19 protein-coding genes are annotated in these 26,826 nt (G+C 26.4%); 7 read left to right on the top strand and 12 right to left on the bottom strand.

All coding sequences use genetic code 4. The annotated features are described in order from the left end of the window. Positions 1 to 18: 18 nt before the first annotated feature. Positions 19 to 4,278 carry an ABC transporter permease gene (locus tag AAHM97_RS02320; RefSeq protein WP_342269346.1) on the top strand — a complete coding sequence of 1,420 codons (4,260 nt, stop codon included), beginning with the start codon at positions 19 to 21 and terminating at the stop codon, positions 4,276 to 4,278. A 34-nt stretch (positions 4,279 to 4,312) separates the two neighbouring features. Here AAHM97_RS02320 and AAHM97_RS02315 read toward each other — a convergent pair whose 3' ends face one another. The 3 genes from AAHM97_RS02315 to AAHM97_RS02305 are packed head-to-tail and all read right to left on the bottom strand — an operon-like array spanning position 4,313 to position 8,828. Then, a complete protein-coding gene (locus AAHM97_RS02315) occupies positions 4,313 to 6,865 on the bottom strand; it encodes an endo-beta-N-acetylglucosaminidase (RefSeq protein WP_342269345.1) in 2,553 nt (850 codons plus the stop codon). Beyond that, entirely contained in the window at positions 6,866 to 7,975 is a 1,110-nt protein-coding gene (locus AAHM97_RS02310) for a hypothetical protein (RefSeq protein ID WP_342269344.1), read from the bottom strand. It lies immediately after the preceding gene. Further along, the gene (locus AAHM97_RS02305) at positions 7,956 to 8,828 is read right to left on the bottom strand and encodes a hypothetical protein (protein WP_342269343.1); all 873 of its coding nucleotides are present in this window, start codon (positions 8,826 to 8,828) and stop codon (positions 7,956 to 7,958) included. Before AAHM97_RS02305 ends, AAHM97_RS02310 begins: the two co-directional genes overlap by 20 nt. Positions 8,829 to 9,349: 521 nt before the next feature. Between AAHM97_RS02305 and AAHM97_RS02300 the strand changes: the two genes are divergently transcribed. After that, complete coding sequence (locus AAHM97_RS02300; RefSeq protein WP_342269342.1) at positions 9,350 to 9,535, top strand: hypothetical protein; 186 nt, start codon at positions 9,350 to 9,352, stop codon at positions 9,533 to 9,535. Positions 9,536 to 9,682: 147 nt separating this feature from the next. On the opposite strand, the gene AAHM97_RS02295 is transcribed toward AAHM97_RS02300, so the two are convergent. From AAHM97_RS02295 to AAHM97_RS02275, 5 genes are all read right to left on the bottom strand, one after another. Beyond that, complete coding sequence (locus AAHM97_RS02295; RefSeq protein WP_342269341.1) at positions 9,683 to 10,375, bottom strand: ABC transporter ATP-binding protein; 693 nt, start codon at positions 10,373 to 10,375, stop codon at positions 9,683 to 9,685. Between the two features lie 300 nt (positions 10,376 to 10,675). Continuing rightward, positions 10,676 to 12,184, bottom strand: coding sequence for a glycerol kinase GlpK (gene glpK, locus AAHM97_RS02290; protein ID WP_342269340.1), 1,509 nt, complete (start codon positions 12,182 to 12,184; stop codon positions 10,676 to 10,678). A 13-nt stretch (positions 12,185 to 12,197) separates the two neighbouring features. Beyond that, a complete protein-coding gene (gene glpO / locus AAHM97_RS02285) occupies positions 12,198 to 13,355 on the bottom strand; it encodes a type 2 glycerol-3-phosphate oxidase (RefSeq protein WP_342269339.1) in 1,158 nt (385 codons plus the stop codon). Positions 13,356 to 13,365: 10 nt separating this feature from the next. Further along, positions 13,366 to 14,121 carry an MIP/aquaporin family protein gene (locus tag AAHM97_RS02280; RefSeq protein ID WP_342269338.1) on the bottom strand — a complete coding sequence of 252 codons (756 nt, stop codon included), beginning with the start codon at positions 14,119 to 14,121 and terminating at the stop codon, positions 13,366 to 13,368. A gap of 392 nt (positions 14,122 to 14,513) precedes the next feature. After that, positions 14,514 to 15,248 (bottom strand): hypothetical protein, encoded by a 735-nt coding sequence (locus AAHM97_RS02275; protein ID WP_342269337.1) that lies wholly within the window; start codon positions 15,246 to 15,248, stop codon positions 14,514 to 14,516. A gap of 89 nt (positions 15,249 to 15,337) precedes the next feature. Here AAHM97_RS02275 and AAHM97_RS02270 point away from each other — a divergent pair, with 89 nt between their 5' ends. The 5 genes from AAHM97_RS02270 (at position 15,338) to AAHM97_RS02250 (ending at position 19,784) form a co-directional block, all read left to right on the top strand. Beyond that, positions 15,338 to 16,033, top strand: a complete 696-nt coding sequence (locus AAHM97_RS02270; protein ID WP_342269336.1) for a hypothetical protein — start codon at positions 15,338 to 15,340, stop codon at positions 16,031 to 16,033. A gap of 107 nt (positions 16,034 to 16,140) precedes the next feature. Continuing rightward, entirely contained in the window at positions 16,141 to 17,055 is a 915-nt protein-coding gene (gene nadD / locus AAHM97_RS02265; protein ID WP_342269335.1) for a nicotinate (nicotinamide) nucleotide adenylyltransferase, read from the top strand. A gap of 16 nt (positions 17,056 to 17,071) precedes the next feature. After that, on the top strand, positions 17,072 to 17,797 hold the full coding sequence (gene nadE / locus AAHM97_RS02260; protein WP_342269334.1) for an NAD(+) synthase: 726 nt from the start codon (positions 17,072 to 17,074) through the stop codon (positions 17,795 to 17,797). Position 17,798: 1 nt separating this feature from the next. Beyond that, entirely contained in the window at positions 17,799 to 18,827 is a 1,029-nt protein-coding gene (locus tag AAHM97_RS02255) for a nicotinate phosphoribosyltransferase (protein ID WP_342269333.1), read from the top strand. A 111-nt stretch (positions 18,828 to 18,938) separates the two neighbouring features. Then, entirely contained in the window at positions 18,939 to 19,784 is an 846-nt protein-coding gene (locus tag AAHM97_RS02250; protein ID WP_342269332.1) for a hypothetical protein, read from the top strand. Between the two features lie 267 nt (positions 19,785 to 20,051). Here AAHM97_RS02250 and AAHM97_RS02245 read toward each other — a convergent pair whose 3' ends face one another. Genes AAHM97_RS02245 through AAHM97_RS02230 form a run of 4 tightly spaced genes read right to left on the bottom strand, consistent with a single transcriptional unit; the run spans position 20,052 to position 26,824 of the window. After that, on the bottom strand, positions 20,052 to 20,501 hold the full coding sequence (locus AAHM97_RS02245; protein ID WP_342269331.1) for a hypothetical protein: 450 nt from the start codon (positions 20,499 to 20,501) through the stop codon (positions 20,052 to 20,054). A 15-nt stretch (positions 20,502 to 20,516) separates the two neighbouring features. Continuing rightward, positions 20,517 to 23,252 carry a hypothetical protein gene (locus AAHM97_RS02240; protein WP_342269330.1) on the bottom strand — a complete coding sequence of 912 codons (2,736 nt, stop codon included), beginning with the start codon at positions 23,250 to 23,252 and terminating at the stop codon, positions 20,517 to 20,519. 1 nt (position 23,253) lies between these two features. Then, positions 23,254 to 25,119 carry an ATP-binding cassette domain-containing protein gene (locus AAHM97_RS02235; protein ID WP_342269329.1) on the bottom strand — a complete coding sequence of 622 codons (1,866 nt, stop codon included), beginning with the start codon at positions 25,117 to 25,119 and terminating at the stop codon, positions 23,254 to 23,256. A 16-nt stretch (positions 25,120 to 25,135) separates the two neighbouring features. Then, positions 25,136 to 26,824 carry an oligopeptide/dipeptide ABC transporter ATP-binding protein gene (locus tag AAHM97_RS02230; protein ID WP_342269328.1) on the bottom strand — a complete coding sequence of 563 codons (1,689 nt, stop codon included), beginning with the start codon at positions 26,822 to 26,824 and terminating at the stop codon, positions 25,136 to 25,138. Positions 26,825 to 26,826 lie beyond the last annotated feature (2 nt).

The raw sequence follows: 26,826 nt of genomic DNA, 5'->3' as shown, positions 1-26,826 counted from the left end.
GAAATAGGTTTTAAAAAAATGAACAAAATCTTTAAAAATTATCTCAAGAACTTTATAAAGAACTGAGTGGAAACATTTGGGTTCTTAATTTTTATTATCTCATTATTTTGTGCTCTTTTTGGTGTAATATCTTCACCTTTACAGAACTATATAGAAACAAAAAAAATAAGTCGCGAAACAACAACATATGACAGATATTTTAACCAATATAACACAAATGGACGTTTAAATAGTGATTTTGTTTATGAATATATCTTTTTGGGAGATAATTCGCAATTAAACTATGTAAATACACAAGAAAAAAATGAAAAAACTTCATGATTAACAGATGAATATCGAGAATTTATATTTGTCCAAACTTATGCTACAGTATATTTAGAAAAAGACTTATCAGAGGAAAAAAATAGTGATTATTTAGACTACTTGGTGTATTTATATGATACAAACAATAATGATGTTAATGGAAATAAGGATTTTATAAATATGATAAATTTTTATAATATAAATAAAGATCTTACACCACCAAATGAAGCTATTAAAATTGGCAGTAAAATTGATGATAGTACAATAATTGATAAATTTAAAAAGACAATCGCTACACATTGTCAAAATATATTATCTTACTATGAGGATGGGAATAGTCAAAATTTATCACTGTATCAAAAATATAAAGAAGATGATAAAAAAGTAAATAAAGAAAATATAAAAAAAGTAAATAAAAAAGATGTTACTGATGGTGGCAAGGCTATTGCTAAAACAGAACTTAAAGATTATGATTATGATTATATTAAATACATTTTTACAAATTTATTTGCAAAATATGGTGACTTGTATGGAAAAGATGCTTTTAACTTTAACTATGAACAAGTTTTAAGATTTCAAGATTATGACACAACTAATGGTGCTAACTATTGAAAATTAAATATCTCAAATTCAGACCATAACTTTGGACAAAATTCATTTATTAATAAAATTCAAGCAAGAGGTTCAAATGAAACATCACAACTTGTTGTAACAAAAGGTTCAAAACCAAACTATAATAAAAAAGAACAAGAAATTGTAATATCTGATGCATTTGCAAAATCAAACAATTTAAATATTGGCCAAACAATAAAATTAAACTTTAAAGGTCACGATAATAATGATTTCAAAATTGTTGGAATTGGAAATAAGCTAGATTTTATCTACCCTATTGCATATGATATGACTAAAGATAAATATGAAAACTATGGAAATGTTTTTATGCCAGCAGAACTATTGAGCCAAATTATAAGCGAGAGTGTAAGTAGAAGCTCCTCAAAACAAACAACTCAAGCAACAAATGCGGTAGATTATTATTATTTAACATTGACTGCAAATAAAAAATCTGATTTTAAATCATTATTTTTATTAAAAAATAAACAAAATATAATTGATGCAAAAGACTATGATTCACTCATTTTAGAAAAAAGTGATTTAGTAAACTACACAAACCTGAAGCTGCAAACAATACAAATTATCGTTTACTTTATTTTATCAATCGTTGTTATTGGTTTGGCAATAATATTTATAAATTTTATAATTAAAAAAGAACTAAATCAAACAAGAAAACAAATTGGAATCTTTAAGGCTAGTGGTTATGGAATTAGAGAGCTTGCTTGGATATTTACAATTAAAGTCTATATAACAATTATCACTGGGATTATTATTGGTTATTTAATAAGTATTCCCCTACAAATTTATGCTCAGTCATCTTGGCAAAAACAAACAACTATATATATTCAACCCATATGTTATAAATGAGAATTCTTATTAATAATTTTTGGAGCAGTACCATTAATAATATCTGCAATTGCATTTTGTCTAAATTACCACTACTTAAAAGAAAATATAATTAGTCTAATCAATAATACAAAAAGAATAAGACAAAGACATTACAATCTAAAAAAAGAAAATAAAGTTTCTTTGAAAAGAAAAGCATCAAACATGAAATTTTTTGGGTGAAAACTTATGAACAGATTTACTCAACAATCATGAGCTAAATTTCTGGTTGTAAACATTTTAATGTTGTTTACAAGCTTAATTACTTTTTTAGAAATATCTGCACTTGATGTGCTTAATGAAACTATTAATGCAAACTACACCCAGTACAATGATAAGTTTTCTTCATTTAACTCAATGCCAACAAGTTATGTTCCAGATTATAATTGAAATCTTTCTACAGATTCTAAACTTCAATTAAAAAAAGATAATTCTAAGAAAATGGATAGCATTAAGTTTCTTGACTATAGTTCTAAACAAAAGAATCAATCTTTAGAGTCTTATATAATTAATAATAATTTATCTAGTAATGTTTATGCAAAAAATATCCGCGAATTACTTTCAATAATCAGTGACCACATTAAAAGTAATCCTGAATCATTGTATGTTCCAACAAACCTAAATCAATCAGACCCAATTTCGATTATAACAACAATTTCCAAATTCAAACCTGTTATTTTTACTCTTTTATTGGCCCCAATAAAAAACATTGACGATTATTTTCAACAAAAAGACCCTTATGCCTCGCTTTGAAATTATTCTATTCAAAAATTTAAGGATCTAATAAGTGCTGGAACTAAAAATGAAAAATTAGACTTAGATAATACACTATTGGGAGCAAAATTAGACGATAGTTATTTTTATTTAAAAGATATATCAAGATTATCAACACTAATGTTATATGACATTGATGTCCAAAATTATATATCCAATAGCAAATTGCAAGGCGATGATGAAATAATTAGTAATCTTAGAAATAAATACCAAAATAAAATCGATATTTCTAATCCAGAAAATTGGTCACTAAATTCGGATATATCTAAGGGAATATTTAAGGCTAATGAGGATAATAATAATAAGAATAATGGCGAAACAACATCCGAATCATTTTCAAAGTTAACATCCCAATTAGGAAAGACATTATCATCATTGTTGACCATATCTGAGATGGTCAACCAAGATAATAAATATAATCCCATACTTACAATTGGACAATATTATTATGACTCTAAAACAGAGGTCTTATCAGATGAAATAAGTGTTGAAAATGATGACTTTCCGACAAATACAAAAATGGGTTTATATGATTTTAGTTCTTATTATTCTAATAATAATTCTAGATTTAAATTGGGAAATCCAAATAGTATTTATAATTTTTATGGTGTTAATAGCAAACAATTTAAAAAAATGGGCGATGTTAATAGTGATGGTAGTTACAACAGTATTGTTTCATTGTTAGTTGCAAAATATGCAAACTTATCTGTTGGAGACGAATGTAACATAAAAACAATAAACAATCTTCCTATAAAAATTAAGGTAGTTGGGATATCAAAAAAAATGAATTTTCTTAAGTCAATTTTTGTTGATTATAAAACATTTCTTGCACATAGCGGGTCAAATATAATAAATTATGACTCACAATCAAAAACATATCTGCCAGTTAACAATACTAATAAAGATAATAATGACTTTTTCAACAACCTACCATTTACAACAATATATTCACAAAAACAAACATATACTGGAAAAATAGATATTACAAACATTGCAGAATCGATATCTAAATTAAAATATGTCTATGAAAACATGTCAATAGGAATTAATAAAAACTCATCTCTATTCTATTCAATGTTAATGCCAATTCTTGAAAATATAAAAATACCAGATGGTGACAATAATGTTCTTTTAACAGATATCATAGAAGATAAAACTAATTTGGTTGGCGATAAAACTGTGACTCTCGTTAATGATAATTCATTATTAAATCAGAAAAAAAATTACTACCAACTATTAAAAGGTGGTTTAAGGAGCACATATTCTTTATCTATTGAAAAATCTGTCATAAATGATATTTCATCTAAGGCTACAATTATTATTTATTTATTTATAGCCTTAACAATGTTTTTAGTAATCATAATTCTTGTAGTTGTTTTAAACATAATAATAGATGAATCTATTCAAGTTATTTTAACACTAAAAGCTATGGGGTATCGAAAAAGGAATATTAACCTTATTGTTTTAGGAAATTATATAGTATCTGGGATTATCTTCTTTATAATGAGTTGGTTTTGCAATTTTATTATTTGAAAAATTGTAATTGCATACCTATGAAATCATGAACAATTATTACTATCATTACCAATTACTTTCTCACCAGCTTTAATAAACTTTTTCCTAACGTCTACGATTCTAATTATTGGTTACTTTGCTTGTGATTTTAAAAATAGAAAATATTCAATAACAAGAATAACAGAATAATATATATCATTATTTTAAATATGTAAACAAAAAATTATACATTTATTTCGAATGTATAAATTTTTTTATTGTTTATTTTTTCTCCGATTGGAATTATTCCTAATTTTATTTTTGAATTAGCGTCTTTTGAAAGTTTAGGTAAAAAATAACAATTTAGGCTTGTATCACCAACCTCATAAACCTCATTGTTTTTATATCAAACAATTTTATAATATGAAGCATTATCATCTATTTGTCAATTAAATCTTATATTTATATTATTAGGACCACGGTTTACAACATATTCAGAATTAAATGAAGCATTATCTAAATATAATTTTGTCTCATTATTTATATTTAATTTTTTTGTAAATGTCATTTTCCCTAGATTAAATGTACAATCACAATCTTTTCTTGGGTTTAATTGAATACCAATTTTTGCTAATGATGAATAACTTTGATTAATATTTGATAAATCAAAACTTAGTTTATTTCAACCATCATATGATTTTGTTATCTTCGGAGTGAAAGATTCGACCCCTTGTTTTTGACCATTATTTGCAAAAGTTAATAATATTGATGGGTTAATATCATTAATTAATGATTTACTATCTCCCGCCTTAACTCACAAATTTAAAATATAATCCTTATATTTATTTACATTTGTTCCCATGATATTTCAATTGTATTTACTATTAGCTTTTCAAGATGCATTACTTATAGAACCATCTAACTCTATCTTATTTCCCAAGCAAATAGAATTACCTTTTTCATAAGGTCTATAATAATCATAATATCCATAAATATTATCCACCTTTTTATCACTACCATCTTTTAAATCTCAAGTGTATGTTGGCAATACATCACTCAATCTCCTATTTGTCCATGGATAATCTTTAATATTTGATAATTCTTCGCCTTCATTATCTCTTGATATAAATTTTGTTCCATTACCAGTAGAAAAAGATGTTTCTACTGAGGGGTCATTACCATCCAAATCATTAATAATAGTATTTTCGTGAATCAAGTTACCAACACCATAACTTGCGATCTTATTATTAGATTGTTTAGCGTTTTTTGTATTAGTGTCAATTCTATCATCATTATTAATGATATCTGAAATACTATCGGTTCTAATTGAATCAGATCCAGTATCGTTTTCGCTCATAAATCCATTTAATCCAGAAAACATTAAATTTTCATAGTAGTTGGTTATTTGTTGGGCAAATAATCAAGCTGTCATTTTATCCTTTCCCGAATCTATTGCTTTTTTATATGCAACATCTCCAAAATTTCCAGAACCCCCACCTGAAAATGATGTAAACGATTGATAAAATCCATCAGTTTTAAATTTATTATCTTGTTTTTCATAAACTTCATTTTTTCAATCATAATTTCCAATAAATGTTGGTGTTGCAGATAACTCTGTTAATGAATAATTCTTGCTTGTATCATAATTTGGATTATTCTTAAAATATGTTTTATTGGCATTTGGAGATATCCTAAAATTATTTTGCATCATATCAGCGTATTTTGATACTTCAACTGAGTTTACATCAACAGGGTCCCCACTTGGAAGTGTTTCGAAAGTTTCTAAATAATAATAATAAACTATTTTAAGTTTTCTAACTTCAGGGTCACTACTTGCAGAGACTTTATCATGAAATTGTTTGACAATGTCTAATGAAAAATTCTTTGGAACTATGGTACCATCTGGCATTCCACCATTTGCCTCATCGTTAAAGAATCAACCATCAAAACCAATTTCTTTACACATTTGGATCATTATATCAACTATTCTGTATGTACCATCATTATTTTTTTCTGCATAAATTTTTGTGTCCTTTTTAGTTAAACCACCAAATTGTGATAAAAATATTAAACCAAAAATAGGCGTACCGTTTTGGTGGGCAAGATCGATCATATCTCCACTAGGAGGAGATATATTTCCGTGCTGTCCTCAGTCATAAAGGTAATCTCGATATGCTAAATTACTTATTGTTTTTTCATAAGGGTTTCTAGTTCCTAAATTTGAAGATGTAGCAGAACCGTTAACTCTTGCATGATCTCTAATTTCTGCAAATTTAATTCTATCATCTTGTGATGAAACAGATTTAAGTGCTGTTTTTGTTGTCTTTCTAAGTTTTTTTGTAGCTTTTGAATACTTAATATCAATATTATTATCATCTCACTGATAAATAGAATTTGCTTTAGTAAAAGCTTTTGCTCTGCTTGTTATACCAAAATCACTCCAATCATTGCCAGCAGAAAAAATAGAATTAATTGGAGAACCAGTTGCGACTTGTTTAGGAATAGCATTAGATTCCTTAAAATTAGTACTAGCATCAGCATAATCAAAATATTTTTTTTCTATATTAGGGTTTATAGTTCCCTTGTTAATTTCTGATAGATTTGAAGAATCTATTTTAGCCCCTTTATTTTCATAAGAATAATCCAAATCATCAGCTGCACCAGAAGACCAATCATAATCCCCTATTTTGGTTAATAAGTTGTTTTCCTTAACTTTTTCTACAAAAGAAAGTGAAAATATTACAACTAAAAAACTAGTTAAAATAAATCCAGCATATGTAAATAAATTCTTTTTCATTTATTTAGTCTCCTTTATACTGACATCATCTAAAACCTTAATTGTATTTAATGCAAAATCTCTTATTTTAGAACTGATTTGAATCAATGGTGTATGAGTTTGGATGCCACTTCAATCTTTATTGTCTTCTAAATAAGGATTATCATAATAATCACAAGATATTGGAAAGAAATAACCTTTTAGAGGACTATTACCGCTTGGCCAAAACTCTGTATACCCTATAAGACCAGAATTATATGCCATAAATTTCAATGTTTGATAATCATTTTCAGATATAATATAAATTCTTTGTTTTTTTTCTCCATTATATAATGAAGATTTGTACATTATTTCACTATATAATTGCACTGCTGTGTGAGCTGCCATTTCTTGATAAATACTACTATCATGAAATTCATATTTTACATATTGATACGCTCTTCATATTAAATATGAATTATCAGATGGTTTTACTACATCAATCTTTAAATTGACCATATCTAATTTATCATCACCTTTAGTTGCAGTTATACTAATATTTGCATATGTATCTGGAATAATGCCATTATTATTACAATAGTATATATCACCATTACTATTTGGGGTTTCAACAACAACAGAAGATGAGTCAGACGTAACAGAAACTTTTCATCCATCATTTATTAAGTCTTGATAATTATATACTTGAAAAAATTCTCTCTCATGTAATATAGAACACGATAAGTTTATCCCATAGTTATTTAAATGTTGTGATGTTTTAGATTCATCCATCTCCATATCTAATAAAATATGCTTTGTAAAATATGGGTCACTGTGTTTAACTGTTTTAAATGGTTTGTAATCTTTAAAATGATTAGCTGGTTTGCTAATATCAATTGGCAAGTAATAGGCTAAATTATTTAAGCATTTTGAAACTTCTGAACCAGATTTATCTGCCATGTCTTTTCATTGTTTTTTGTAGATAGAGCCACTTTTAGCTTTAGAAATATCTAAAATTTGATCAATTTTACTTTCTGAAAAATTAAAAAATGTATTTACATTTGCTAGTGCAAAGAATACAAATGACAACGATGATATTGTAAATATAACAACAGCAACTAAAGCTTTAAATTTAATTTTTATTTTTTTCATAAAAAACGTTTTTCCTTTCAATAAAAATGCAAGATGTAATTAATAAACTAATGTATGTAAATATTAATATAAATGGAACATAATTATTAGTAAATAGTAATATATCATAATAATTTTCAAGAGTAAGATATATAAGTTCCCTATTTACAAAAGAACCATAGTATATCGACCCCAACAATCACGTTATCGCCCTTTGTGGCAAGAGATAAGCTACAACTTTAAAAAAAGCATTATTGTTAATCGTAAAATTTATCATTCCACTCATAAAAATATATGAGATAAAAAATAAACTTGGAAAGACTCTTATTGATCAATGAGTTGAGAATATTTTTTCATTCAAAATTATAACTAATAATATAAATATGTAATTTAAAATAAATAATAGTAATATAATGAAAAATCTACATATTTGGTTAAATCAAGAAAAAGATATATCATACTCAGTTTTCATATGGTTAAAACTAATCATATTAATCATTGATTTATTTTTAAAGAATAAATCAATGATAATAATTAAAACAATAAATATTACCTGGAATATAATTTCAAATAAAAGAAAACTAATAAAAAACCCAAGATCTTTTTTATTAGATTTAAAAATTTTACAATAACTATTTGCTATTGACTTATTTCAATCAATAATAAAACCATTTAAAAATAATATTGAAAATATACTAGGAAGTAAAAATAAGCACAATGCATAATGTGGCGCTATTTTTATATTATCGAATTTATTTTCAAACATATAAATAATTAAATAAGATAAAAGCGGCAATATTGTCATATAAAAATATGTTAAAGGTGTCTTAAGGACTTTCAATATAAAGAATAGTATATAATTATAAGTTTTCATTTCTAAACCTTTTTCTTTTATATATAAAATCTATAACTGCAAATGTAAGAACTTGATAAATTACAATTACAATAATTGGGGTATAAATATTTTTAAATGATACATATATAGTGCTGTTTTGACTTAAAAATTGATAAATACCAAAATTATTTTGAAATGCATATGATGTTGTATATAAGATTACCCACGAACAATACTTCGTTGGAACAAAATAACTAAATACACAAAATATGAAATTATTACTTGTATAGTAGGGCAAAATTATAATATCTCCCATAAATAGAAGGATTAAAGTTGTAGCAATTAACAAAAAATAATTTACCCATATATTTTTTGTAAATGATGTGATTAGAAAAAAAGTTAAAATACAAGTTACACACATAATTGCTAATTCAATAAAATAAAAAACCCAAATGATAAAATCTACATTATAAAGAACATCAACATCAATATATAATAATAAAAGCTTGTAAAAGACAACTCTAAATAAAAACATTGAGAATATAAATGATAAAAAAGAAATGGCCAAACAAGCAACTGTTATTCCTCAGAAAAAATCAGCGAATTTAAATGACATTAATTTTAAAGAGTTAATAATAGATGTATTTTTTAATTCACAAAAAGTAGTCACAGAATATAAACTTCCAAAAATAAAAATTGGCGAAAAGAATATTAATAATTGTGGGGGTGATAAAATAGAATTATAAAATATATCGAATGTACTTATTAATATAAGTGTTGCAATTGGAGAAAGTGCAAAAATATATGCATAACTTCTTTTTTCTTTAAAAAAACATTTAAAAAGATATAAAACAAAATATCATCAATTATTAATTTTGCTTTCATAGATTTTTTTATTCATCATAATTTTTAAAATGTTCTTCAAGAAACCTTTCTACATTGGAATACTTTTCTATAACTTCAGTTTTTTTATAAATTTTCTTTACCTTCCCAGAATCTAATAATAATATTTCATCACAAAGAAGTTCAATTTCCTTAGAATTATGCGATACCATAATAAGTAATAATTCCTTATTATCTTTTAATGCTTTAAAATAATTTAATATCTTGATTTGGATTCTGATATCAAGACCATTAATAAGTTCATCAACAATTAAAAGTTTTGGTTTATTAATCAAAGCGATAAATGTATTAAATCTCTGTTTTTGACCACCTGAGATATTGCTTATACTTTTCCTTAATATTTCATCAATTTCAAAAATTTCAAAAATTTTTGAAACATATTCATCTTTCCGTCAGTTAAGACCTTTGAATAGGATAATTAAATCTATTGGCGTTGAATTTTTTGGTCAATTTCCTTCCTGAAATTGAAATCCAATTTGCTTATCAATATTATTGAAATATGTAACAACACCATTAGTTGGATTCGTTAAACCAGCAATTATTTGAACTAATGTTGTTTTTCCCGACCCATTTGCACCAATTATAGCTAATGATTTATTATCACTAATTTCAAGATCAACCCCTTTAAGGACTAAATTATTATTATATTTTTTAGTTATATTTTCTATTTTAATTAGACTCATTTAATAAAATTGGAATAAGTAGTATATAATAATTACTGTTCTTCCTTTTCTCCTTATCCATTATTTTATTATATACAAATATATCAAAGAAGACAACATATTTATAGAAAATTGAGTAATAATCCAATTATGATTATATAAATATTATAAAAAATATCACGCTAAAAATAAAATATCATTGCTTTATTGCAATGACATTTTATTTTATAAAAATTATATTTTAAATTTAATAATACATAAAATAAATATTATACATTATTCTATTAATAAAAACGATATTCTCTTAGTGAATAAAAGCGCCTACTCAGTCTCAATTGTCCATGAAAATGTTCTAGAAACTGCGGATTTTCAACCTTTAATTTTTTTATTAGCAACCTCTAAAGGCATTTTATTTTTGAAAATTTTATCATTTTTAATGTTTTTTTCAATTTCTTCTTCGCTTGTTCAATATTTTGTATGCAAACCAGCAATATAAGCAGCACCCATTGCTGTAGTTTCTGTGTTTGCTGGTCTATTTACTGTTGTTTGGGAAATATCTGCTTGGAATTGCATTAAATGATTATTACGCGATGCTCCACCATCTACTTTTATAATTTTTAATTTAGTATTTAAGTCCTTTTGCATAGCATCAATGACATCATTTGCTTGATAGGCAATAGATTCAATTGCAGCTCTTACAATATGTTCTCTTTTTGTTCCACGATCAAGACCAAATATTGCTCCACGAGATGTGTTATCTCAATATGGAGAACCAAGACCTTGGAATGATGGGACAAAATAAACAGGACGATCGTCTTCAACTTGTTCTGAATACCACTCTGTTTCTAATGAGTTGTAAATTACACGTAAATTGTCTCGTAACCATTGTGTAACAGCTCCAGCAATCATAACACTACCTTCCAAAGCATATGTTATTTTACCATCTTTAGCAAGAGCAATTGTTGTTAAAATTCCATGTTTGGAAAATACCTTTTTGTTCCCAGTGTTCATTAAAATAAAACAACCAGTCCCATATGTTGATTTAACTTCCCCTTCTTTTATACACATTTGACCAAAAAGTGCAGACTGTTGGTCACCAATCGAACTACGGATTTTTATTCTTGAAGGATCTGTTTTTGAAAACAAGTTTGCAAATGTTTCTCCAAAATCACTACCACAATCTCTAATTTCTGGAAGCATAGAACGAGGAATATTAAATAATTTTAACAATTCATCATCCCAAGTATTTGTATTGATATTGTATAATAGTGTTCTTTGGGCATTTGTATGGTCTGTTAGAAATTCTTTTCCTCCGGTTAGACGATATATTAATCATGTATTAATTGTTCCAAATGCAAGTTTTCCTTCTTCTGCACTTTTTCTAGCCCCTTTGATATTGTCAAGAATTCAAGCAACTTTAGACGCTGAAAAGTATGGATTTACCATTAATCCAGTTTTTTCTCTAATAGAGTCTATTTGTTCTTGTGTAAAATTTTCTACATAATTATCTTTACGTTTATCTTGTCAAACAATAGCGTTGTAAATAGGTGTTCCAGATTCTCTATCTCAAACAACAGCAGTTTCTCTTTGATTTGTGATTCCAATACTGTCAATTTGGTCAATTTTTACACCCAATTTGTTAACAGCATTTATTAAAGTTGTTCTTTGTGTGTTTCATATTTCAACTGGGTCATGTTCAACTCATCCAGGTTGAGGAAAATATTGTGTGAATTCCTTTTGGTCAATTGAAACAATTTCAGATTTTTTATTAACAATAACAGTACGAGCACTTGTTGTACCTTCATCTAATGTTATAACATATTTTTCCATAACTACCTCATTTCTATATTAATGGGCTTATAAGTTTTTGCACACCTTTAAAATTATCTTTTACTTTTAAATTAAGGTCACAATTTTCTTTAACCATTTCTATTACATAATCTGCAATAGCAGGAGCAGAAGCAATAGCGGGAGACTTCATTCCAGCAACATTAATAAAATTCTTTTCCTTATTAGCTGGTTTAATATAGAAATCATCACTTTTTGGTTCAATTGGTCTTGACCCTGAATAAATCATACAAGTTTTATCCATATTAATTGATGGAAATAGTTTTTTTCCAATTTGACCAATATAATCGTATTTTTCTCTTGTTACTAATCTAGTTTCATCTTTATCAACATTTTCCTCAGTTGTTGGTCCTACCATAACATGACCAGATAACATTGGACTTACAATTATACCTTTACCATGAATTGTGGGAACCATAAAAACAACAGAGTTAACAATCCCTGCTTGTGTTTTTTCTAAGATTCGATATTCTCCCCTTCTTGTTGTTTGAGTAAAATCGTGATATCCAGCTATTTCTGCTATTTTATCGGCATAATGACCAGCAACATTAATAATAACAGTAGCGTGATATGAATTTTTGGAAGATTTAATTAAAAAATCATCTTTTTCTTTCATAATTCTAATAACGCGTTCTCTCAAAAACAATTCCACACCATTTTCAATTGCATTTGTTTCTAAAACTTTTGTCAAAATAACCGGATCAACAGCAATTGAAGAATTACATACTAATGCAGATTTTACAAATGGTGATATATGCGGTTCTTTTTTTGTCAATTGTGCGTAATTTATTATTTTCATTTCACTTGGATCAAGACCATTAACAATTCCTCTATCATATAACATTTGTAAATGATCTAGTTCTTCTTCTGTAAATGCAACTATTGTTGAATCAATCCTTAAAAAAGGAAAACTTAATTCTTTTATTCAATCCTCGTATCTTATTTTACCCAAAACATTTAATTTTGCATTTAATTTATGTGGTGTTGGGTCAAAACCACCATGAACAAGACCAGAGTTTCCGCTTGTTGTTTCCATTCCAACACGATTATTTGCTTCTAAATGTAAAATACTTAAATTATATTTTGATAATTCTCTAGCAATTGAAGCACCAATGATTCCTGCTCCTATTATGCATACATCATATTTTTTCATAAAACTCCTTTTAGATTAACATCAAACAACCAATTACTACACCAGCAGCCATCGGTCCCATAACTGGAACTCATGCATATTTTCAATCAGAACCACCTTCTTTACGATAAAATATTGTGTGAACAATTCTTGGCATTAAATCTCTCGCAGGATTAATTGCAAAACCAGTTAATCCACCTAGACAAATACCAATTGCAGATACTAAGGCTCCAGCAAAAAATGGGTTCACAAATGGTGCAATCGCAAATGTTTTTGCCAATGCTAAGGCAACAATTCCAAGAATTAATGCAGATGTTGCTACAAATTCACATAAGAAATTTGAAAAATAAGATCTAATTGCGGGTCCAGTAGAATGTAATCCCAAGACCGCTGCTTGTGCAGCTTTTTTTTCTTCTTCTCCTTGCGCTGATGTTAAATGAACTTTTATATGATTTACATATAGTAGGTCAACAATTATTTGACCAATAAATGCTCCTATAAGTTCTGCACCCAAATAAATTGCCAAAAGATTAACTTTTAGTAACCCATCTATACAAAGTGCAACAGTTAATGCTGGGTTAAATGAAGCAACAGCATCACTTTTTAAAGCAATACATATTAATGCTGCCATTGTTACTGCCAACCCTCAGCCAACAGTAATCAACAACCATCCCCCTTCATATCCCTTATTTTTTTTAAGGACAACATTACCAACAACACCGTTACCAAGAACAATTAGGATCATAGTTCCTAAACCTTCAACTAGAAAATGCTGTAAAAAATTCATATATTACCTCCATTATTTTCAAAAAATTATTTTTGATGTAGACTATTATATCTACACAAATTAATTATACTCCCCTTTTAAAATAATATATTATATTGTAATAAAAAGTAATAATTTTGTAGTAATGCAAAAAGGGAATAAAAAAATAAAAAAGTACTTTAATAAAAAAATCTTATTAAAGTTAAAAAGAGATCAATGTTGTATTGAACTACTAACTGTATCAATTTAAACTCTTCTCTTGTTGGGATAAAAAAATATTATTACTTAAAATGGAAATTTACTGTTATTAATGATTGTTGTTTGTAAAAATAGATTTATATTGGAGATTAATTTATTTAATTTTTAACATTATTAAAAAACTATTTGTATTAATCTAAAAAAGATACTAACAATTAATTGTTAAGAATTTTAAGTTCTTTAATACAAATAGCATAAATATTTATTGCCAAAATTTTATTCACATATTCTTGATAAACTGTATGTTTAGGGTCTGTTAGGTCATTAATTGCCTCTCCAATTAAATTATAATCACAATAAGCATTCTCACCATCACAATTTTCCAATATAGCATCTGTTATATTAATAATTTCTTCGATGTTTAATCCACTATCATCTAATGACTGGATATAAAACAAATCATCACCTTTAAAGATTTTATCTTTCTTATTCGAGATTATTATTTCATTTTTTGTAGTTTTAATAAATAATTTAAAAATATCAATTATATCTTTATATGAGAGAATGTTTTCTTGATTTAAAACATTCTCTCAGCTTTGATTTAAGGCAAATAAGATTATATTTTTAATTGCACTAGCTTGAACTAAGAGATAATAATTTGCAAAAAAATCAACAATAACATCTTTTTCTTTAATTTCTGAAAATAAAAAATATTTTATTTTTTCTAATAAATGATTAAATTTTTCTGAAATTATTTCAAATTCATCTAAAAACTCAATTTCTTCAATATTAGTAATAATTTTGTCAATATCGGGAATAAATTTTTGTAGCCTTTTTTCTAAGTGTTTTTTAGACTCAATTAGACAATCTTGAAAAAGAAAAACTAAAATACGGTAATATTTTAATATTTCATTTGTTTGTTTTTCAGTAAAATCAATTTTTTCTAACATTATCTTCCTTTAATTTTTAATTTATATATTCAAGATATATTTATATTATAATATAATTATATGTTAGGTTTAAGGAGATAGTGTGATAAATGATTGAAAACTTTACAAAAATTAATTTAGCTGGAAAAGATATTAAATATCTACATAGGGTAAATGGTTATTGAATTAAATCTATTAACAAATCACTATCATTTCTAAATAAAACTAAGAATTATTTTGGGAATCAAGATCGCATATTGTTGTCAGTGCAGGGTGATGATATTGACTACCAAAAAATGATATCTGAATTTAACCATTTTAAAGAATTTTTTGATAAAAAATATAAAATAATCTCCCCTGAGAGAAAAGTATATAATAAATTTCGAAAATTTATAAAGAGCTTTATCCTACTATCGGGATACTACAGTTTTTTACTCATTGTTATTAAATACTTTAAAACATTAGAAGAAGAACATATTGAAAAGAAAGTTAATTTTGTCATCGGTGAGATAAATACAATTTTGAATGCAAAATTTGATGCAATAGTTATCTTAATTAACAAGATTATCCCAAAAGATAAGTATATAGAATATATTTTAGATTCACAAGTATATGCAACAAACCAAATCTTTAATCCAGAACTAATAATTAGAAAAATAACATCGTACTTAAGCAAAATGGCAAGAAAAAAGAAACTAACAGAAGAAAATTCTTTTACAATTACAAGAAATTTTTTTGAATTTATAATTTTTAGAAATTCAATTAATCAGATTGCGTTTGGTTTTTTAGATTCTCTAAATAGCTAAGAAAAATATAATCATAATTAATAATACTTATATGAATTAATCCTTGAGACAGATTTTTTGTCAACAAAAAGCTAAATAATGATAAAATATACTTATTGGAGTAACAGATGAAAATAGCAATTTTTGGTGGTAGTTTTGACCCTTTTCATAAAAGCCATCTAGAAATTATTAATTGATGTAAAGATATCTTAAATTTTGATGAAGTCTGAATTGTTTTAGCATATCAAAATCCTTTTAAGACAAATGTCTTTTCAACCCCAGAACAAAGATTGGATATCATCACAATGGTTAGTGATAACCTAAATTTTGTAAAAATTATTAATTTTGAACTAAAGAGAGCAAAACCAACTCCTACTTATTTGACTGTTAAATATTTAAAGAAAAAATATAAGGAACACGACTTTACATTTATTGTCGGTATGGATATTCTAAAAGATATTGAGAAGTGAAATAATTTTAATAAATTAATAAAAATGGTTAAATTTCTTATATTCAAACGTGAAAATTATAACTATGAAGAAATTGCAAATAAATACAATTTTGAAATTATTAATTTTTCAAATTCACAATTAAGTTCAACAGATCTTCGAAACCAAAAAAGAATTGAATCACAGTTGGAGATTGTTAATAATTATGTAAAAAATAATTTTTTATATTATCAAAACAAACTAGATAATTTATTAACACCAACTTCCTATCAAGTTCTCCTACAAGCAATCCAATACTTTGAATTATTATTTTCACCATTTTCCCATGATTATCTAATCTATAAAAATGTGCTTTTAACTTCTTATGTTTGTTTTAATTTTGATACAAACATTAAAAATAAAAACCCCTACTTATATCTAAAAAAAAGTTATCAGCATGTAGAACGGGAAATATCTGTTAAAAATGATTTTAATCAAAAGATTTTATTAAATCTTAAGAAACTATCTGAGAATAAAAACACTTCTTTTGAACTAAAAAAACTCTTATTAGTCCTTTCTTATGCCAATACCTTTGCTAAAAAATATATAATATAATATATGGGGTGATTAAATGCTAGAAAAGTATATAAATTATTTAGTAGAATGGATTAGAGAAAAAGTAAGTAAAGCTGGTGCGAGCGGAGTTGTTTTTGGTATAAGTGGAGGAATAGACTCTGCTGTTGTCGCTAATTTAGCAAAACTTGCTTTTCCAAATGATCATTTAGGAATTTATATGCCTTGTCAATCATCACAATTAGATCAGAAGTGTTTTGCAGAATTGATCGAAAAAAATAAAATTAAAAACACAATTATTGATATTGAAGAAATTTATAACCTATTTTTAGAACAAAATGCTGGTTTTGATTTATCAAAATTAGCAAAAGGAAACACAAAAGCAAGACTAAGAATGACAGTTTTATATGGTGTTGGACAAACAAGAAAATATCTTGTTTTAGGAACAGATAATGCACCAGAATGGTATTTGGGATATTTTACTAAGTTTGGTGATGGTGGCGTTGACCTTTTACCACTAGTTAACCTATTAAAAAGACAGGTAAAAGAAATTGCAACTATTTTAAATGTACCAGAAATAATTATCAACCGTCAACCAACTGCTGGATTATACGAAGGCCAAACAGATGAAAATGAATTGGGTTTTTCATATAATGAAATTGATAACTATTTAGAAGGAAAAGAAGTTAATCCCGAGGTTGTTAAGAAAATAAAAGATCTTCATCAAAAATCTGCACACAAACGACAACCAGCTCCAAGTCCAAAAAAAATTGATGAGGTTTAAAATGTTTAAATTTAAATTTGAAAAAAACCTTTTAGATCTTGATTATTGTGCTGATTATTTTATAAAATCTAAGGTGATAATCGAAGAAAACATGCCAAATAATTCCGTGACAATGCAGTGATTTCAACGCGAAGATAATATTATATTATGTGGGATTGAATATATTTTACAATTTTTAAAATATCAAAAAATATCATTAAAAATTGAATATTTAGAAGATGGAGAAACTATTAATAGTAATGAACCAGTCCTAAAAATAACTGGGAAATACCAAGATTTTTGTCATTTTGAAGGTTTATTTGACGGGATTTTGGCAAGATGTTCATCAATTGCAACAAATACTCGTCAAGTAAGTGTGGCTGCTAATCATAAATTAGTCTTAAACATGGCTGATAGAGCTGATATTTTCCACCCCTTTTTAATGGATGGTTATGCATCTTATGTTGGTGGTGTTGATAAATTAGTAACAAAAGCACATTATGCTTCTTTTGATGAAAATATCGCATTATCAGGAACAATGCCCCATTCCTTAATCGCCTCTTTTGGTGGAGATGTTGTCCAAGCTGCAGATGCTTATCTAAATATGTACCCTAAAAATGAATTAATTTGCCTTGTTGATTATAATAATGACTGCATAACAGATTCACTATTATTGGCAAAAAACTTTAAAAATAAATTAAAAGCTGTTAGAATTGATACATCTAAAGCATTAATAGATAAAAGCCTACAAAATAGTAAAAAAAAGAACATAAATGGAGTAAGTATTGAACTTGTTAAAAATTTACGTCAAAGTTTAGACCAAAATGGCTTTGAATACGTGAAAATAATTGTTTCTAGTGGTTTTGATGCCAAAACAATTGCAGAATTTGAGGCTAATAATGCCCCAGTTGATACATATGGTGTTGGTGAATGATTATTAAGAAAAAGAACAAGCTTTACTGGAGATTTAGTTAATCTAAATGGTAAAAAAACTGCAAAATTTGGAAGACAAGAATTATTTTCAAATAGGTTAAAAACAGTACAAATTTAGAAAATAAGACCTTAAATAAGTTAAAATATATAGTGTTATATTATTTTGTGTTAACATTAATATAACTTTTATATTTTTCAAAAAAATATAAGAAAAAGGACAAAAATTTATATGGATTATAGAAACTTTTTAAGATATAGAAAAGTTATTATTTTAGAAGTTCTCAGCTTTATGTTTGGAGTTGTAGGATTTTTTATTGGAGCATTGAGTGTTATTGTCTTGTTTTTATCAACAGCATACAATACTCAGATGAGTAATATATTAACTTATGAGTGAATATTGGTAGATGGTGTTTCAATCTTCTTTGGATGTTATGCTGTTATATATTCCTATCGCACAAGATCCAAGGATATTGATGAGAATTATAAAGTTAAAAAAGCAGCTAAGAAGGCTTCTTATTTTGATATAGCATCAATTGTTAATGGACTTGTCGGTGAAGCATTTGCAACTATATCTGTTATATATATGTGAGATTTAAATATAAATATAGCAGCTTCAATTTTAACACTAGTATTTGACTTTTTATCTGTAATGTTTGTTGTATTTTCTTTCGACTACTTATTAACAGAATTATGAAATAGCTTTAATTTTATTCTTAAAAAAACAAAGACTATTGAAATTCAAAAAGCGAGAAAAATTTTGACAAAAAAAATTCGTCAACAAGTTGAGGAGGAAGTAAAACAAAATATTGAAGGTGAAATTGAAGGAAAACTAGAAGATGATTTTGATTCAAAAAAAAGAAGACAAATAGAAAAAGAATTGAAGAAAAACTTAGAAAGACAATTGAGAATTAAATTAACCTATGATCTTACACATGAGATTGAAGCAAGGTTGAGACCAAAAATAACCAAGGAATTAGAAGAAAAATATAAAGGTGAAGCTATTAATAAAAAAATAAAAAAAACAAAGCCAGTTAAAACTAAATCTAAAAAAATACATAGTAAAATTGATTTTTAATTTATAATAAAATCTTTTAGCCTTAAAAAAAATAAAAACAACATTCTTTTTTATTTTTTAAGTACATATAAAAGATTTTTTTTATTGTTTGATGTATTAAAATAAAAAAAAAAAAAAAGAAATACATTATTTTTTTATCAATGTACTATTCTTTACCAACAATAAATAAAATAATTTTTATCCAGCAAAAATACATATAAAAAAATACCACTTGTTAAAAAGTGGTATTTATTTATTAAAAATGCTTTATTTTTTATTTAGAATAAATTATTTTTTTGGATTATAATCTGATGAATAAATACTTGATTGTAAAATATTTGTTGAACCAGTAACGGTTTTACTTGTTTTAGTAGCGCTAACACTATAATAGATATAAGATTGAGCGTCATTAATTTTAATTTTATTGCCCTTAAAAGGACTATCAGATAATGTATTCCCTTTTTCATCAAAGTATTCAAACACTAAATCTGTTTTACTAACAACAATTTTATTTACATTAGTATTTAAATTTACAATAAGTTCACTCTCAAAAATATCTTGTGTTAGTTCTTTTACTGGATCTATATTTAAAATTGGGTTATAAAAGAACTCCTTCAAATGATATAAATCAAGGATTTTAGTGTCTTCATCACTATTTGCGCGACAAGCAACAACTGCTGATAAAGTTGGCAAACTTATCATAGATAACGAGGATAGTAATGTTAAAAATTTTTTCATATTAAATTCTCTCCTCTATCAATCTCTATATATTCTGAATGCAGAATAATCAATTCCTGCTATTTTTGCTTTATTATTATAATCGTTTTTAATTAAATTAAATTCACTTCTTTTAATCAATGTGCTAGATATATCAATATTAGTATGTCTTAAAAATGATGTTCCACATAATGCTATTGATCCTTGATATGGATAAATATAGCTCAACGATGGTACATATTTTGAATATCTATATAAAGGTAATCATAAGAAATCTTGCATTATTGCATTTGATTCTGAAACCGCATATCCACTAAATCTTTTATTAACAAAGTTGCCACCATTTTCATCACTAGAAACAGTGTAATCACCAAATGGATTTACACCCTCTGTTCCTTGTTCATTAACAGCTCTTACACTATTAGAATATTCGGTGTTATCAATTATAAATTTTTTTCAGTAAGGAGAACTTTGTAAGTACCCAAACTGCTTTGCGTCAAATCCCAATGCTTTTGTAATACTACTTATATCTTTATCTTTATATGTATTACTATCAACTGTTTTTTCATTTTTTTTATTATATATAATATCACTCGCTTTTTTACCATTAGACAATTGTACAGCATCTAAAGCAAATTTTGCACTTGATGTTGTTGAAGTATTTGTAAAGATTGATTGTAAACCTAAATAAGATGTCATATCTCCACCAAGTGAAAATGTATTTAGGTATGTTGATGGGTCACTATAATCGGGTCCTCATCCTCACAATTCAAATGATGTTCCACCATTTTGTAATGTTGCATTATAAATATCTGTGTCTGCTGTTCCATCTAAGACAATTTCTAAAGGATTTCCTTTGATGTCATTAAAATCAGAAACCATTGCCACTAAATATTTGAAAGTTCTTAAATTTGATTGAGCTAATCAATCAAACTGAACTTTTCCATTAACGAGTTTAATATCACCTTTTTTTGCTTCATAACTTATATAATCTTGCACAGCCTTAAGCAATTGAGCTTGTGTTTTTATTTGATCCCCATTCATGTCAGCGATATTTCCTAAAAGAGCATCATTATTTAAATATGCATCACTACCTTTGACAGCTTTAGAGTTACCAGCTAAAGTTGCTTCATCACTTGCTTTATTAGTTGGCGCATCAGAACGATACCCCCCACCATTCGCTATATTTTCATATTCTTTTTGAACATATGTAGCATAATCTGTATTGTTTTTATCATATGAAAGCCCATCTCCGGTTAGTGTGTTAGTTTCTCAAGAAGAACCATTTGTTATTTTTTTACCGCTGGCCCCCGATTTATCATATAGGTTACTAAATGCCTTATCATATGTAGATCTGTTTAAATTTGTTTGTATAAATGCTCTCACAATATTTGAGATTAAAGCTACATTTGAACTTTTTCCATCTATCTTTTTGCCAATTGGAGAAGCTGCATTTTGAGAATTAAAATTATAATTATAATATAGTCCTCAAGAATATGGATAATTGGGATCATACATTTCAGTTATTGCAGATGAATTTGATTTTGCATAATCATCTCCAATATATTTTTTTCATGCATTTACATTTGTAGAATATATGTTAAACTGTGAAGTTATTCCAGATTCAAAGTAGTTCTGGTCTGTAGAAGATGTTAATGTTGTTGTTATTATTCATTTTAGATTTTTTATTTTAGTATTTTCAGCTTCAAAATAATTATCATTTTTTTGTAGATTAATATATGAAGAAACCTTATACCCTGTTACGCGATAGGCACCACTATATCATAATTTTTTTGAAAATAAATCACTATTTATAGAAGTGCCTCTAATAATATTTCCTAACATATGAGAAGAAGTTGGTGCAAAAGCTGCATAGCTTAAAATTGACTCAAAATAATCACATTTAGATTCCATTGAAATATTTAAAGTTCTAGCTTCCATTTTTTTACCAGCATCTGTTGTTACTTCTTTATTTTCATCATTATATGTGACACCCAAATAATTTCATATACTGCTATTTATTCAACTATTGTTAGTATCTTTTGTTATATCATAACTTTTAATAATTTCTTTTGGCTCTGAACTTACTCCAGCAGCATTTATTTGTGCTGCATCTAATTGAGTTAAAGAAATTAAATATGGACAACCATTTTCTGGAGTGTTTGTATACGTGTAGACATATGCATCACTTCCACCAGAAAAATATGCATATATTTTATCTGCATTTTTAATGAACTTTGTGTACAGAGAAGATGTTGGTGAACCTGTGCCTTTATAAATAACAGCTTTACAAACATTCATAAAGTCTGAAGGATTTAGTTCTGCTTGTTTAACCCCGTCAGCATTACTTCAGCTTAAATTTTCTCTAAAATGATATTGTCAATAAGAAAATTCCTTATTATGATCTCCAACATATCTAGATTTTGAAAATGCTTGTTTAACATCGTTGTCATCATCAAGTTGATTTGTTTTAGAATTAATCAATTGACCTGTACGTTTTGCCAAATCTCCTTGAATTCTTCCAAAATTGTCAAATGATGTTATTGTTGCAAAACAATCTGAAAATATATAAAAATCACTTGATGATTGACTAAGAAATGGTGACGGTGCTTTTAAGTTAGTTTTTAAATAATAAGCATAAGTATTTGGATCATTCTTTCTTACATCAATATCGTGAATTGATTGTTGACAACTAACAACACTACTAGAACACATTGTTAAAAATCCGAAGGTAGAAAATATTGCTAGTTTATTTTTAAATCTATATTTCATATTATTTTTTCTCCTTTCTAGAGTTTTTTCATTGATTATATTCACGTTCGTTAAAATAGACAAAATGATCTTTTTCAACTTCATAAACTCTGGGTAAATCTAATAAATAATCATAATGTTCTTTTTTAGCATCATAGTCTTCAATATCCCTATCAATGATACTATCATCTGGGTTTGGTAATGGTACAGATTTTAATAGTGCTTTTGTATAAGGGTGAACTGGGTTTTTAAATAATAATTCAGAATTACCAGATTCAACAATATCCCCTTTATAAATAACCAAAACTCTATCTGCTACAAATTTCATTAGCGAAAGGTCATGGGCAATAAAAATATATGTTAAATTGTGTTCTTCTCTAAATTTTTTCATTAAATTTAAAACTTGGGCTCGAATAGAAACATCAAGCGCTGAAATGGGTTCATCTGCAATAATTAATTCTGGTTTCATAATTAAGCTTCTTGCAATTCCAATTCTTTGTCTTTGTCCTCCAGAAAACTCATGGGGATATCTAGATAGATGTTCGGGAAGAAGGTTTACTCTATCCATCATTTTATCAACTAGAAAATCTAATGCATCTGCTGGTTTAATGTCTTCGATTGTTCATTTGTTTTCATCGTCATTTAGTAATTCGTTGTGAGCAGAAATCGTTGCATTATAGACTCCCTCGTTTTTATATAATTCTGGAAAGTTTGAAATTCCCTCAACTAAAATATCTCGAATTGACATTCTCTCATTTAACGAACTCCCAGGGTCTTGATATATCATCTGAATTAATTTATGAATATTTTTATCTTTTGTTGATTTAATTTCATTATGAACTATGTTTTCATACTCGTCTTTTAAAACTTTAATTTCTTCATCTGATAGGTTTTTTGAGGCTATTTTATTTTCTAATTCTTGCTTTTTATTTTTAACAAAATCTTTTTTTTCTAAAATAGCATTAGCAATAACATCTCATATATTTGTTATCTCTAAATCAAATTTATCAATTAAATCAATTGCTAATTTATATTTTTCAGCTTTTGCATTATCAATAGTTGCATTTTTTATAAACTTGTCTTTAAGTTTTTTACGTTGTTCATCTGTTTCAAATAATCATTGCATTGAAAAAAAGACCCCAAACATTTCTGCTTTTTGTTTATCAAAAGCATTAATTGTATTTCTAATAACAAGTAATTTTTTTGCAATAAAATTTAAAGCGTTATCATTTTGTTTTTCTTTTACAATTGTATATATTTCTTTTGTTGCAATATACATATCATTGATTATTAATTTACCTTTTGCAATTGACCCAATCAAGAAATCAATTTTATTTACATAATAGGTCATTTCTTTTTCATTAAGGCGCATTTTAAATTCATTTATTGCAATAACGTATTTTTTTAAACTGTCTAACATCTCATAGAGATTATTAATTAGATTAATTATATCTGTTGCTATTGAAAATAAATAATTTACTCTTCTTTTAATTAATGAAAATATTTTTAGAGCATCTGTTGTTGATGTATTATCAACATTTATTATTGTTCTAGTTACTTTCACTAAGTATTTTTGCAACATCTTAATATTTGTTCATATTTCATCTAACTGTTTTAAGTTTTTGTTATATAATCTTCTTAAATTTGGTTCACGGCCAGCAATTAAAGAAGCATTTAAATAAACTTGTCCACTACTTGCTTTATTAATTCCCACAATTGTTCTTCCAATTGTTGTTTTTCCACTTCCAGATTCACCAACTATTCCCAAGGTTTCACCTTTGTAAACAACAAAGTTAGCATTCTTAACTGCTCTAAAGGCTTTTCCTCTAGAGTAATATATCACTTCTAAATCTCTAACTGTAAGAACTATTTTCTTATTTGTTTTCATTATATAAAACCTTTCATTATTTACTCATTTTTTTCTTTAGTAATTCTATTTTTTTTGGAACGTTGATTTTTGGAGCTCTTTTATCAAGAAGCCAAGTTCTTGCTCAATGAGAAGAACTAACATTGAATTTTGGTGGTGAATGAACAAAATCGATATCTAATGCAAACTCATTACGTGGAGCAAATGCATCACCAATAATTTTGTTTTTTAAACTTGGTGGGTTACCATAAATTGTATAAAGGTCTTCACCTTTTTCTCCCAATTGGGGCAAACTAGATAATAGAGCTCAAGTATATGGATGTTGTGGATTATAGTAAACTTCTTTTGTTTTTCCACATTCAATAATTTGGCCAGCATACATAACAGCAACACGATCTGCAATATTTGCAACAACTCCCAAGTCATGAGTAATAAATATTGTTGTAAAATTGTGTTTCATTTGTAATGATTTTATTAATTTTAAGATTGTAGATTGAACAGTTACATCTAAAGCTGTCGTTGGTTCGTCACAAATTAATATTCTAGGCATACAAGCTAGAGCGATTGCAATTACAACTCTTTGGCGCATCCCTCCAGAATAATCTCCAGGAATATCCTTGTACCTTTTTTTAGCATTAGCAATACCAACTTCTTCTAAAAGTTCAATCGCTCTTAATCTCGCTTGCTTTTTGGACATATTAGAATGTTTTCTTAAAACCTCACATATTTGTCAGCCAACAGATAGTAATGGGTTAAGACTTGTCATTGGGTCTTGGGGAATAACAGCAACCGTTGCTCCTCTTAATTTTTGAATTTCTTTCTTACCTTTTCGAATATTTTTATGTTTTTTATTTCCAAGGTAACCATATTTATTGATTATAATATATAATTCATCAATATCAACTTTTTTATTTTTAATTTCATCATTATATTTTATTATTTCTTTTTCTCAATTAAATAAAAAATCTTGTGATTGAATTTGTTTTGACAAATCATCTAAAGATTCTACATCATATTCATTAGATGAAATATATTTTTGATAAATACTTGCAGCTGTTTTTAAGATTTCTTTCTTTTCATTTGAAAAAGGTAGATAGTATATAATTTCTTTTTTTAATTTTTCAATTGTTAGATTTAATTCTAGAATAGTTTTTTCTTTAAATTCTTCATCTATTGTAATTTTATTTAAAAATACAAATCTTGAAATTTTTTCTCTAATTGATTCCATTTTTTTATATATTGAATCTGATTTTTTAGAATTAAGATTATGTCTTTTTATATACATATCAAGTTTTTCCTTAAAAACTGCTAATCTAGTTTCGATTAATTCTTTATTTAAGTTTGATATAATTTTAATTTCTTTTTGTAAATATTTTATTTGTTTACTTATAATTTTTACAAAATTTAATTTTGTTTGTCTAGAAACAACAGCCTTGTGAAGATCAATGAAATCAATCGGTTCTCTAAATCCTGTTTCAACATCATCTCTTGCCTCTTGTGTTGGATAATATTTTACACTACCAGATTTTACATAACCATTGTTATCAATCATACTTGTAATAACTTTTGTCAATACTGATTTTCCACTACCAGATTCTCCAACTATTGCCACTAGTTCTTTATCATAAATATCAAAATCTATATTTCTTATTGTATTTAATATTTGTCCTCTAACTTGAAACTGAGTTTCAATTCCATTAAATGACAATATTTTTTTTGAATTCATTA

It is taken from the genome of Spiroplasma endosymbiont of Aspidapion aeneum (assembly GCF_964031045.1).
GTDB lineage: Bacteria > Bacillota_I > Bacilli_A > Mycoplasmatales > Mycoplasmataceae.
Note: the sequence above shows the minus strand (reverse complement) of the source record. Positions and strands in the feature narration are given on the sequence as shown.